Genomic DNA, 12,529 nt, shown 5'->3' on the forward strand with positions numbered 1-12,529 from the left:
TGCTGTCATACGCTCTTTTTTGTGCGTTCTAAAGGTAGTCTTTAAGTGAAATTTCAATATCAAGCTGGGGCAAATACTCCACGATGATATTTCCATTTTCATCTTTGGCAAAAGTCGTGTTCGATGAATCGTTATAAATATATTTATAGGGTCTGATGATGATCTTCTCTGGAACTTCGGCAAAAGGCTGATATCTCGTATCTGATATAAACGTATTGCGAACAGCATCACTTCGCCCAATTCCCGTTAGTGTCTGGAGCTTATTCCCGCTCTCGTCCAATACATCAAAGGCTATGCCGTTCGTTCTCGCGTCATACGCCACCCCCTCTGGAAGTGTAATCGAGGTTGTAATGTTCGTTGTAATGGGTGTGAGCTCGATTTTCTTAAGACTGAAGGTAAGGTCTCCATCATCCTTCGAAATGCTTGGTTCAATCTCTATATGATCGCCACTAGTCATCGTCACAGGCACCGACAAGGATAATGGATCTTTGAAGCCATTCATGGATAAGCGCAGTGTTAGTTCAAATTGATCGGGGAAGGACTCTCCGCCTTGATTACCTAAATCGACAAATTCAATGATGGCTGAGTTATCGTCTGCTCCAGGAAAAGAAAAGATAGGAATATGATTTTCACTCTCTGAGGCTTGGACATTTACATCATCTACCCATATATCAATATCTGATATCTGATCTCGAAGTGACATCGAAGCTGAACTACCGGCCGCTCTTATCAGGCTTAACGATACTCGATTCCCGTCATATACAACCTCGGGTACGGTAACCGTAATATCACCTATGGATGCAGCTGCATTGGGATGATCGGAGAGGTTCTCATTGGCTGCGTGGTAGAGTCCGAGATCTCCTGCTAGTCGAAAGATACTCTGCAGTACAGGGAACTGCTGTAGAGAAGCAGCCATGCTTGAGGATGTGAATAGACTTGCTATTAGAATGACCCCCGCAGCAGTGGAAAGCGAGGCAAGCAGCCAAGTTTTGTGACGGTTTTTTATACGGCTAAGGTGGTTGTGCTTAACTAGATGCCGCTTCTGCTGCTGGATATACAGCTCGGACATGATGGGCTCCGTAAAATCCTTATGTAAGCTTAAATTCCTAACTTGCGCAGAGATACGTTTTATTTCATCCTCTTGATTTATGGAATGCGGACTCATGGATATAACCCCCTTCTTGAGCGTGATGCTCGTTTTTGAGCTTCTTGCGTAACCTTTCGTACTTTTTGCGGATGGTGGCAGGCTTTAAGTCCATGACCTCAGCTATTTCATCGTACGTGTATTCTTCAACAGCTCTTAGCAGCAGGATGTGCTTCTCCTCCATAGATAATGGATTGAGCAGATCTTGGAGTTCAGATGAAGAGTCAATATGATGTTGTAGTGAAGGGCGATACAGCTCTTTAAAGATGTTGAATAGCTTGCGGTCACGGGCTTTTTTCTTGTTGAGATTCAAGCAGTGGTTATATGCAATCTTGTAGAGCCAGGCTTGAAACGATACCGTCGGGGAATAGCTGTTCATGTCTTGATAGCTCTTGATAAAGATTTCCTGGACGGCATCCTCAGCCTGATCTTTATCGTTAAGAAGACATTTACAGTACACATAGATCTGCCTTTGAAATTGCTGAATCACCGTGCGAAATTGCTCTATGTCACCTTGCTGAATCTCTTGGACAATCTGCTCAATATGGTTAGACATTGGATTGGGTGAGTGACCGGTATTCAGATAGATCGACTCCTTTCGTCACGTTTGTATATGCTATATAACAACTAAGCAGGATGATTTGTGACGAGCTGTAAAATTATATTTAGATGAAGGCAGGGTATGGTACACTCCAGTAAGGAGAATGTAAGTAATATATTGACGAAAGTTAACAATTTTAAAATAAATAAAAGTTTAGATACAAGCAGGAGGCAGTACAGCATGTTGATTCAGATTATCGGCGTAGGAAAATTGAAAGAGAAGTACTTAGTGCAGGGCATTCAGGAGTATGCGAAGCGGTTAGGGCCTTATGTCAAATTTCAAGTCATTGAGGTGCCTGACGAGAAAGCGCCGGACAATATGAGCGATGCCGAAGTAAGAGGAGTTAAAGAACGCGAAGGCGAGCGAATTTTGGCGCATGTGAAGAGTGAAGCACATGTGATTGCTCTTGCGATCGGGGGCCAGCTATGGAGCTCGGAGGATCTCGCAGCCGAGATGGACAAGCTCGGAACGTACGGGACAAGCCACATTGTATTTGTAATTGGCGGGAGCCATGGTCTGTCCGATGCGGTGCTGAAGCGCGCGCAGCAGAAGCTGAGCTTTGGGCGCATGACTCTGCCGCACCAGCTGATGCGGCTTGTGCTCGTGGAGCAGATTTACCGGGCGGTGAAGATTAATCGGGGAGAACCGTATCATAAGTGAGGGTAAAATAGAAAGGGACTTCAATGTGTCCCTTATCTCTTTATCCGTTGGATTATGTTTGTCTAAAGCTAATAAATTCACTTTTTTGTCATGAACATAGCTTCCCATCATTCTTATAAGGTCTTTTGACTTTTTTTTACTCCAGCTGGCGTGAAATCGAAGTGCAGATGTATCTTGTTTATTTGTCTCCCTTCTTTTCGAGAGGGAGCCGTGGGCGTGATCTCTATTTCTTTAATAATCATCCGAAGGAGTTCTTTCTTTTCTTCGCTATCTGCCTGCTCTAAAATACTATCGAGATTTCTTACAAGGTAAAGCAACGCCATAAGGTCGATAGGTTTACTCGTTGTATTTGATAGCTTTTCTTCGGTTTCTTCGAGTTGCTGCTGATAGGAAAGTTTTGCTTGTTGCTGTTCATTTAGTTTTTCTCTGAATATAGACAGTAGTTCAGGGTCTTTCATTAAGTTATCCGTAATATTAGCAATATATTTTTCGCATTTATTTATAGATGCTTCTAGGCGTTTCTTTTCTTCCAGTAGCGGTTCTTTTGCGTTCTCTCTTTCCTTATTCATCTTTTGAACTAGTCGCTGAAGAAATTGCGATTCTGTAACAATACGTTTGAACTCTTCAAGAACCTGGCGCTCTGCGACATCTGCATTTATGCTGTTGGCAGAGCATTCTGAAGCACCTTTATTATGAAAGGTACCGCATTTATAGTACCGATAAGTTTTATTTGCACCTTTGGATTTACCAGCTACCATCCCAGCACCGCACTGTGGACAGCGTATAAGTTTGGTAAGAATATAAGGCTGGTCAGATTGAACCGCTTTGTATGAACGAGCAGAGCGCTTCTGCTGAACCCTTTCCCATAATTCTTCCGTAATAATTGCTTCATGCTCACCGTCAACTATAATGGCATCTTTGTTTTTACCTGACCTTCTTTTTTCAGCCCAGTTCTCATACTGGTTAAAGCGAACTTTTCCAATATAAACGGGGTTGTCCAAAATGCCTTTCAACGTACCTATTGAAAAAACATTGCCTCTCTTGGTGATGTAACCCTTACGGTTTAAAATGCCTACAATTTTCTTGTAGCCAAACCCCTGATCAGCATAATCAAATATTTCTTGCACTATCTTGGCTTCTTCATCGTTTATTTCGAGCCTTTTGTCCTTTGCGTCATAGCCAAAGCATAAGCCACCATTCCATTTTCCTTCTTTGGCTCGTTGAGTCATCCCCATTTTCACACGGCCCACGATTTGCTTTCTTTCCATTTCAGCAATGGAACTTAGTATTGTAAAAAACATGTACCCATGTGGTGTAGTGGTGTCAATGTTCTCTGATAGACTTATCAGCTGAATTCCATGTCTGCTTAGTAATTCTGCTATATCAATTGAATCCCTTGTACTTCTTGCTAAACGATCCAATTTGTACACAATAACTGCATCAAATGAATTTTTCTGAGCATCCTCAAGTAGGCGGGACATTTGAGGACGACCAGCGATGCTCTTTCCACTTTTTCCGTTATCTATATATTCATCGGTGATAGTAAGGTTGTGCCTTTTAGCATAATCTACTAATAGCTCGATTTGAGCTGGGATACTGTATCCTTCAGCTGCTTGCTCATCTGTACTTACACGGGCATATATCACAGCTTTTAATGTTTTTATCACTTTAATCATTCCTCTCGTATTTATAAATGAAGAGGCATAAATGTATGCCTCTTTTTAGATAGGTTGACGCACAGTTCATCTACTCTGCTACTACCTGTTTTTTTCGTAGAATTTACTTTGGATAATTTGGATAGTACCCTTGTAAGTTTTCTCCGATTTTATATACCTCATCATAGACTTCAGAGTAGTTTACCATTAATACGGATAAAGCATATTCCTCAGAGTGAAGTAATTCAAGAATATGACCATGAAGTTCGTCAATATCTTTAAAAAGGGCTGATTTCTCTGCATCATCCACTTCAGTGAGTTCAGCTTTTTCAACCATAGAGCGTAATAAATCTTGTAATGATTCTATGCTTTGCCCCTTATATTTAAATAACGCTGGAAAAATAGACTTAAAATCATGCATAAAATATCCTCCTCAATAATTATTAAATAAAATGCTGCTTATCAAATGTTGAAGATGAAAGCTATCCTTCCTTTTCCTCCACGGTCTTAGTTCGCTCCCACTCTGCTATTCCTTTTTTGGCAATACTGATGAATGCATTAAGAAATGCTTCTTCATGCGGAATAGTCAGCGAAGCTTCGAATCCTTTATTTTGACTTTTTATGCATTCTGGAATTTTCTTCATTAGAATTCCTCCACTCCATTTACTAGCTTTTCATAAGCTGCCTGTTTGATCTTCCAGTGTTTTCGTCTATTTCTTACCTTTAAAATAAGTGCATCCACTTCATTAGCGAACTCCTCGTGTTCAATTGGTGATAGAAAAACTGTTTCTTCAATGTTTTTATAGTCCAGCCCCTGATGTGTTTTTATTGATAATGAAAGAGTTGCCTCATATTGAGTGTCGAGCAAGCTAAAGGGTCTCTTTGTTGAACCTTGTAGATTACTGTCTTTCTTTTCACAAATGGTAAAAGGTTTTCCACCATCTTCGTAATAGGAATCAGTAAACACAGCGATAGAGACTCCTAATTGTGCAGCAATCTTTTCGAGTAGATCGACTCTTGGTTGAGTACCCGACTCAATACGGGATATTGTTGATTGAGCGACTGAAATGCTTTCTGCAAGTCGATAAACCGTGAATAAAGGACTGTTATATTCATTTGCTTTCTCCCTTATCCACTTTAAACGCCCACCTAAGTTTTCGTTTTTGAGATACATTAAATCATTTTCTTCCACTCGGTACATCTTTAAATCTGTCATGAAATCACTTCCTTTTTTGTATTTGTCTCAAGATTATCACGGTTAATGCGTTATTGCAAGTAATGTGCATAATACTTGCCTAAACGGATGCAACTTGATATCTTTTACATAAAGGCATGCACTTAGTGTTGTCGAGGAAAGGAGGAAATCTTATGAGTAAGTCACAACTTACAAAAATATTAGAGCAGGCAGTAGATGGAGCTCTTACAGCTGAACAAGCCCGTAAAGAAATTGGTAGCAAATATGATGTTCGAAATAAAAACCAAATGGCAGGATTTCAGAAAAAGTTCAAGAAAAGATATGAACATGTTATAGAGTTTCATACTGTTCACGACCTGTATTTTCAAATGAATCATGCAGAAGTGGGGACATTCTATAAATTGGTGCTCTATCTTCAATGGGACAAAGAAGGTGTCTTAATTAAAGATGGAAAATCAATGAAACTGAAAGAGCTAAGAACCATTACTGGTCTTGGGGACCGTCAACTTCGGAAGGTACTTAATCGATTAGAGGAACTTGGGTTAATCATTAAGAGTGGTTCTAAGAAAGATCAAGAGTACATTGTTAATCCAATGTTCGTAAGAATAGGTAACACGAAAGGAAACAAAGCTCCATTTACACGGCTCTACAAAAAAACTGGGCGCTATATCCAAGATAAATTGGATACTAAAGAGTTGGGATTTCTATTGAAGTTAAGTCTTTTCATTGACTTTAACACGCTCATAATAGCTCAGGACCCATACGAAAAGAATCCTGATAAATTGGTACCACTCAGGGTTAAAGACATAGCTCAACAAATGGGTGACAGTGAACAGACAACGAAAGCCTATATTAAGGCACTAGGAAATGCAGGCATACTATATGAAGACGGACCAGCAGGGAGCCCATTAACAAAGAAGATTTTCTACATCCATCCACAGCTTGTCTCCAGAGGAAATGAAGAAGGAGATGTCTATGCAAAAGTGATGGGATACTTCGCTAATCTACACCGACAAATGAAATATGACTCAGAAAGAGACATTAAAGCAAAGATGAACCTATTAATTGAAAGATGTGATATTGCTAAGAAAGCCCATTCAAAGAAGGTCACTAAATAAACTAAACAACTGCACAATGAGTTAGAAATCCTCCACAATTAGCGGGAGGATATGGTTGCTGCCTTAATGGATAAACAACTGCGGGGCATAGACCAGTCCTCCACACTCTATGTGGGCAAACGGCATCTTTAAAAGAAGAGCTCCTTGGCTAGAACGAAGTAACTTTCATTTTATAAGGCTGGATGGATTCATTGTCGTATCCACTCCCATTCACCATCACGCATGTATAGTTCTCTAGTGGGATCACGCATGTAATATCTGAATTACCTTCACTACGTTTGGTAAGTGGCATTTCGCTTTTAAGCTCATGCCTATTGTCTCTACCACGCAGTTACTTTTTGGTGGTGGGTTTTTCTAATTTGAATTAGCTAACAAAAGGATGCTCTCTGCTCAAGATGGTTCAGTTTAAGTACAGCATGCATGAATAGATATAAATACTAAGAGGGTAAAAGTCTATTTTAACCTTAGATTCATTGTTATAGCAGGGTTTATAGATGATTTTTAATCGGCATTATTTTATCGTTTTATTAGGTTTAATCGGCACTTTTTCACTAGAACAGTAGCAAGCCCCACCTTAGATGTACCATGAAAGACATTCTGTAATAAAGTGATCTTGGATTAGAAAGTCCTGTCACATAGCGGTTTATGCAACTTTTCGAAGGAGATTTTATGAAGGGTGGTGTAATTTTAATAGAAATCAGATATTCTTGGCTGACATATTATTTAAAGAGGGCTAACTGGATATAGATAGCCCCCACAATAATTCTTACAAATATCCTTTTTCCTTTAAACTGACATACTTCTCATGTCCGATTATAATGTGATCAAGCAATTCAATGCCGACTACCTTTCCAACCTCTGCAAGGCGTTTCGTGACATCAATGTCTTCCCTTGAAGGGTCTGGCTGTCCAGAAGGATGGTTATGAGCCACAATACAACTAGCGCAACTTCTTTTTATTAATGGCAGGAAGGTTTCTCTTGGATGAACGATGGATGCGTTAAGAGAGCCAGTGAAGACAGTTTGTCTAAACAATATTTCATTCTTCGTGTTCAGTCCTAAGCAAACGAATTCCTCACGAGTCAGATACTGCATGTCTTTAAGGTAATCGTATGCATCCTGTGGTGAACGGATAGCATATCTTTCTTCTGCCGTAGTTGGATTTAATCTTGCCAGCCTTAATGCAGCGATAATTTGCTGAGCTTTGATTCTTCCAATACCTTTAATAGATAGAAGCTCTTCCTCAGTAACATCCAATAACTCCTGAATTGAAGGGAAGCGGGTAAAGATTTCACTAACGATGTAGCTGTCATCCTTTTCACGGATTGTGGTAGCCAGCAATAGTTTGAATGTAAATTTATCGAATTGAGTAGTCATTATATTTTTCCTCCTAATAATTGAAATGAAAAAAGGAGAGACGAATGAACGCCTCTCCAATTGATTGATATTGATTTTTTCTGTATGATATAGTTAGTCGATATTATTACTGATGAGTCCGTTCTAGCGGCTCATCTTTTTTGTGCAAAAAAAAAGCCCTCTGAATGCGTACTGCACTCATAGAGCTTCATTGATTCAAGGTATTAACTGATTCCATACATTCTTACCTCCTTTAAGGCTTGATTTTCAATAGTAACAAGTCTTGTATGAAAGAGGATGCTTGTTGTTTTGTGAGCTTAGTACTGTGATCTACTTGAAACATCATTTGCATCATTTCTTTTGCGACTTCTGGACGCATATTCAACTCTGATACCGTTCCGAATATCATTTGTAGTTGCTTATCTGTGGCTGGTGCCTCACCCCCTTTGTTTTGCGGGATATCCTTAGGTAAGTCCTCGATATCCTGTGTGAATAGACCACTAGCTCTTGTAGCTGAAAGAACAGCATCAATTAATGCTCTTTTCTTAGCCATCTTAAGAAGTGTATTAACAACGCTAAAAGGGTCCTGGTCTATAAAGGACTGTTCTTTATTGTTGCAAGTCCCGATCCCTTCTGCTTCCATAAAACCTGTTTGTTTGCTGACAAGAGTCACCTTCACTTCATAAGCAAAAATTCCTTTTTCCCAGTTTTCAATACGGTTAATAATATTCACATGTTTGGAAAAACCGAAGATGTCACAAAGCTTCTCTGCCCCAGGTTTTAAAAGTGTCGGCTTCCGAAAGCCTTCAATAATTCCGTAATCCAATCCTTCTTTCATCATTTCTTTTACAAATTGCTGCAACATGTCTATTCTTTCTTTGGCTTCAGCTAATGAGATAGCTAGACTTGGTACTAGACTCACTTTTACATTTCTTTCCCTAATGGGTATCACGTTACGATTGCCACCATTTTTTTCAAGCATTTTGTAAGTTCGCTCCTTCATATAATTTCGCTTACTAAAAATCATCCTACTTTTTATAGAAGGACACACGATTTCCTAATTCACGATTACAGTTGTAGTAAGCAAACTGATTAATGGCTTTATCAAGTTCTTCTATGCTAGATACCGTGACTCTAAAGCCTAAATGCCAACACCCCTTAACATGAACAGGATTCACTTTGTTTGCTACAAGAAAGCCAGTCCAGTAACCATTCTTAGCGATTAAAGACTTTACCGTATTTTTATGCTGCTTTTCCATTTGACTCACCTCCTTTCATTGATATAAATAGCATAGTTAATGCCAACAGCAACTTCACCTCCTTTTAAAAGGAACGGGTGGGCACCGAACAAAGTACAAACCTTTCAAACAACACATTACCTGGGGTCAAAAAATTTCAAAATTTTCCACTTTATAACATTTACATATTTTTACATATAGTAAGCTGGTAGAATGTGCAATTACTATTTTTGTAAAATTGATTTAACGATGATAGAAAGTCTTGTAGAATGAAAGTAGTAGAATAGTTATATTTTTGTCTTTTTGGGGGTGTAGGAATGATAGGGAAAATGTTAGATAACAAAAGGTCTGGCATTGTAGGAGATGCATTGAAACCATATTTTTAAAAAAGATGCCAAGGTAGCGATCATGTCATCCTACTTTACGATATATGCGTTCGAGGCTTTAAAGAAGGAATTAATGAAGGTGGAAGAGGTACGGTTTTTATTTATCGATCCTACCTTTACTTCAGAAAAACATACAAAAGGTACTACAGACATTGATAAGTCAGGTCGAGAGAAAAGGTTATCTGGTTCAGAACTCGAAATTAAGATGCGGAATGAACTTACACAGGCGAAAATCGCTAAAGAATGTGCTGACTGGATAAGTTCAAAAGTAAAGATGAAGTCTTTGACGTCACCATTAACACAGAATCGCCTGTTCCATATTGAAAACAAAGATGGTTCATCAGTGGCTATTCAAGGGAGCTCCGATTTTACCAGCAGCGGATTAGGCTATACATACTCGCCTAGTCTTCATATGAATTCACTAATGGATGAACCTCTATTCACAAAACAATATATCCAGTGGTTCAATGATGTTTGGAAGAACGATGCTATTGTTGAAGAGGTACAAGAGGAAGTTTTGGGAAGAATCGCAGCAATTTATGAAAATCATTCTCCAGAATTTCTTTACTATGTCACGCTATATAATATTTTCAGTGACTACCTGGAAGAATTCGATGAAGATGCGATTGTAAAATCAAAAACAGGCTTTAAAGACACCACGATATGGAATAAGCTTTATAAATTCCAAAAAGATGGTGTACTCGGAGCTATTGATAAATTGGAAAAGCATAACGGTTGTATCATTGCAGATAGTGTAGGTTTGGGGAAGACATTCGAAGCCCTTGCAGTTATTAAGTATTACGAGTTAAGAAATGACAGAGTACTAGTTTTGTGCCCAAAAAAATTAAGAGAAAACTGGCTGATTTACACTCAAAATGATAAGAGAAATGTCCTCTCTACTGACCGCTTCAACTACGATGTGTTAAATCATACCGATTTGAGCCGTACAGGCGGTTTGTCAGGGGATATTAATCTGTCTACTGTGAACTGGAGTAACTACGACTTAGTTGTTATTGATGAGTCACATAATTTCAGGAATAACCAGGCTAGGAATGACAGGGAAACTCGTTATTCCAGATTAATGAATCAAATCATTAAAGCGGGTGTTAAAACAAAGGTTTTAATGCTATCAGCGACGCCTGTAAACAACAAAATGAATGATTTGAAAAACCAAGTTGCTTTTATTACGGAAGGTAAGGATGAAGCACTGGAATCAGCAGGCATCGAAAGCATTGAACAAACATTAAGAAAAGCACAACTTTCATTCAATAAATGGCTAAAGTTAGGTGATGAGGAGCGCAAGTCCGACACCCTACTTGAAATGTTAAACTTTGACTACTTCAAATTGCTTGATGCAGTGACTATTGCTCGTTCAAGAAAACATATTGAAAAATACTACAATATGTCGGAGATTGGGAAATTCCCAGAACGTTTAAAGCCCAGGAATGTACATGCTGATATTGATGAGAACAATGAGTTCCCTGAAATAAAGGAAGTCAATAAGCTCATTAACAGGCTGAATTTAAGTGCGTATTCTCCATTAAAATATGTAATGCCTGAAAAGCAAGAGGAATACAGCCGAAAATATGATATGAAGGTAAAGGGTGGTTCAGTATTTAAGCAGATTGACCGTGAACGCAGTCTTGTCCATTTAATGAGGGTTAACTTGCTTAAACGGATGGAAAGCTCTATACATTCATTTGGTATGACAGTAGCAGCTCTTTTGACAAAAATTGATGACCTGTTATTAAAGCTTGATAACATCCAACAATACTCCAATGCCGATATTAATATTAATGAAATCGATATTGACGATGATGATGTCGAAAACATGCTGATAGGATCGAAAGTAAAAGTACTCCTTCAAGATATCGACCGCATTAAGTGGAAGCAAGATTTACATGATGATAAGGAAAAACTTGAGCAGCTACTTATTGAATCAGCAAAAGTTCAAGCTCCACGTGATGCCAAGTTGAATAAGCTTAAATCCATGATTGACCAAAAGCTCCTTCAACCCATCAATGGAGAAAATAAGAAAATCATCATTTTTACAGCTTTTGCAGACACAGCAAGTTATTTGTATAAAGAGTTATCACACTGGGTGGCAAAAAAGCATGGTGTTAACTCGGCGCTTGTCACAGGTTCTGGAGGCAACCAGACTACATTAAAGGGTATCCAGAAAGATTTAAATTCCATTTTGACCAATTTTTCACCAGTATCCAAGGAGAGAAGTAAAATTGATTCGAAAATACGGGATGAAATTGACATATTGATTGCAACTGACTGCATTTCGGAAGGTCAGAACCTCCAAGATTGTGATTTTTTAATCAATTATGACATTCATTGGAACCCAGTCCGAATCATCCAACGGTTCGGTCGAATTGATCGTTTAGGCTCAAAGAATGATGTTATTCAACTGGTGAACTTCTGGCCGAATATGGATCTTGATGAGTATATTAATTTAGAAGCACGTGTAAGCGGCAGAATGGTGCTTCTTGATATTTCAGCAACAGGTGAAGAGAACGTAATTGAATATGATGAAAAGAAGCAAATGAATGATTTGGAATATCGTAAAAAGCAATTGAAACAGCTACAAGAAGAAGTGGTTGATTTAGAGGATATCTCTGGCGGAATCTCTATCACTGACTTGACCCTGAACGACTTTAAAATGGATTTACTTGATTATATGGAAGCCAATAAGAAGAAAATTGAGACTGCTCCCCTAGGATTACATGCAGTTACCTCGCTTCAGTTGGCTCCATCTTCTGATACTGAACCAGGGGTGATATTCTGTATCAAACAACGAAATGCAGCAGCACAAGTAAAAGAAACAAGCGCATTGTATCCATATTATCTTGTGTATATGAATATAGATGGAGAGGTCTCACTAGGACATTTAAAGACAAAGCAGATACTGGATCTCTTCCGTAAAGTTGCTAATAGTCAAGCAGACGTGTTCAATGAGTTAATTCATCAGTTCAATCAAGAAACAGAAGATATGAACGACATGTCTTCTTACAAGTATCTATTGGACAGAGCAGTAGAATTTGTTCTAGGTATTGTTGAAGAGCAAGGAATGGAATCGCTATTCAGTCTTGGGAATTCTAGTCTTTTACAGGATACAGCAACAACTTCGGATGACTTTGAATTGATATCATTTTTAGTGATAAAGTAGGTG

The 12,529-nt window shown here is 38.7% G+C and carries 12 protein-coding genes; 3 read left to right on the plus strand and 9 right to left on the minus strand.

Going from position 1 to position 12,529, the window contains the following annotated elements:
- Positions 1 to 28 precede the first annotated feature (28 nt).
- Together TCA2_RS15930 and TCA2_RS15935 are read right to left on the minus strand one after the other, a co-directional pair.
- The gene (locus tag TCA2_RS15930) at positions 29 to 1,165 is read right to left on the minus strand and encodes a DUF4179 domain-containing protein (protein WP_047912603.1); all 1,137 of its coding nucleotides are present in this window, start codon (positions 1,163 to 1,165) and stop codon (positions 29 to 31) included.
- Positions 1,134 to 1,700 carry an RNA polymerase sigma factor gene (locus tag TCA2_RS15935; RefSeq protein ID WP_047912604.1) on the minus strand — a complete coding sequence of 189 codons (567 nt, stop codon included), beginning with the start codon at positions 1,698 to 1,700 and terminating at the stop codon, positions 1,134 to 1,136. The genes TCA2_RS15930 and TCA2_RS15935 overlap by 32 nt, the downstream gene beginning before the upstream one ends.
- 225 nt (positions 1,701 to 1,925) lie before the next feature.
- Between TCA2_RS15935 and rlmH the strand changes: the two genes are divergently transcribed.
- Positions 1,926 to 2,405 (plus strand): 23S rRNA (pseudouridine(1915)-N(3))-methyltransferase RlmH, encoded by a 480-nt coding sequence (gene rlmH, locus TCA2_RS15940; RefSeq protein ID WP_047912605.1) that lies wholly within the window; start codon positions 1,926 to 1,928, stop codon positions 2,403 to 2,405.
- Between the two features lie 113 nt (positions 2,406 to 2,518).
- On the opposite strand, the gene TCA2_RS15945 is transcribed toward rlmH, so the two are convergent.
- The 4 genes from TCA2_RS15945 to TCA2_RS15955 form a co-directional block, all read right to left on the minus strand.
- On the minus strand, positions 2,519 to 4,072 hold the full coding sequence (locus tag TCA2_RS15945) for a recombinase family protein (protein WP_193746060.1): 1,554 nt from the start codon (positions 4,070 to 4,072) through the stop codon (positions 2,519 to 2,521).
- A 112-nt stretch (positions 4,073 to 4,184) separates the two neighbouring features.
- The gene (locus TCA2_RS15950) at positions 4,185 to 4,481 is read right to left on the minus strand and encodes a hypothetical protein (protein ID WP_047912606.1); all 297 of its coding nucleotides are present in this window, start codon (positions 4,479 to 4,481) and stop codon (positions 4,185 to 4,187) included.
- A 61-nt stretch (positions 4,482 to 4,542) separates the two neighbouring features.
- On the minus strand, positions 4,543 to 4,704 hold the full coding sequence (locus tag TCA2_RS27220) for a hypothetical protein (RefSeq protein ID WP_193746061.1): 162 nt from the start codon (positions 4,702 to 4,704) through the stop codon (positions 4,543 to 4,545).
- Positions 4,704 to 5,276 carry a helix-turn-helix domain-containing protein gene (locus TCA2_RS15955; protein ID WP_047912607.1) on the minus strand — a complete coding sequence of 191 codons (573 nt, stop codon included), beginning with the start codon at positions 5,274 to 5,276 and terminating at the stop codon, positions 4,704 to 4,706. The genes TCA2_RS27220 and TCA2_RS15955 overlap by 1 nt, the downstream gene beginning before the upstream one ends.
- Before the next feature lie 152 nt (positions 5,277 to 5,428).
- Between TCA2_RS15955 and TCA2_RS15960 the strand changes: the two genes are divergently transcribed.
- Complete coding sequence (locus tag TCA2_RS15960; protein WP_047912608.1) at positions 5,429 to 6,373, plus strand: hypothetical protein; 945 nt, start codon at positions 5,429 to 5,431, stop codon at positions 6,371 to 6,373.
- Between the two features lie 766 nt (positions 6,374 to 7,139).
- Here TCA2_RS15960 and radC read toward each other — a convergent pair.
- From radC to TCA2_RS15975, 3 genes are all read right to left on the minus strand, one after another.
- Entirely contained in the window at positions 7,140 to 7,748 is a 609-nt protein-coding gene (radC, locus tag TCA2_RS15965; protein WP_052512070.1) for a DNA repair protein RadC, read from the minus strand.
- A 232-nt stretch (positions 7,749 to 7,980) separates the two neighbouring features.
- Positions 7,981 to 8,709 (minus strand): hypothetical protein, encoded by a 729-nt coding sequence (locus TCA2_RS15970; protein WP_052512072.1) that lies wholly within the window; start codon positions 8,707 to 8,709, stop codon positions 7,981 to 7,983.
- Between the two features lie 46 nt (positions 8,710 to 8,755).
- Positions 8,756 to 8,986 carry a hypothetical protein gene (locus TCA2_RS15975; RefSeq protein WP_047912609.1) on the minus strand — a complete coding sequence of 77 codons (231 nt, stop codon included), beginning with the start codon at positions 8,984 to 8,986 and terminating at the stop codon, positions 8,756 to 8,758.
- A gap of 438 nt (positions 8,987 to 9,424) precedes the next feature.
- Here TCA2_RS15975 and TCA2_RS15980 point away from each other — a divergent pair, with 438 nt between their 5' ends.
- The gene (locus tag TCA2_RS15980; protein ID WP_370510361.1) at positions 9,425 to 12,526 is read left to right on the plus strand and encodes a helicase-related protein; all 3,102 of its coding nucleotides are present in this window, start codon (positions 9,425 to 9,427) and stop codon (positions 12,524 to 12,526) included.
- Positions 12,527 to 12,529 lie beyond the last annotated feature (3 nt).

Origin of the sequence: Paenibacillus sp. TCA20 (assembly GCF_000732325.1) — a bacterium.
In the GTDB taxonomy this organism is placed as follows: domain Bacteria; phylum Bacillota; class Bacilli; order Paenibacillales; family Paenibacillaceae; genus Paenibacillus; species Paenibacillus urinalis.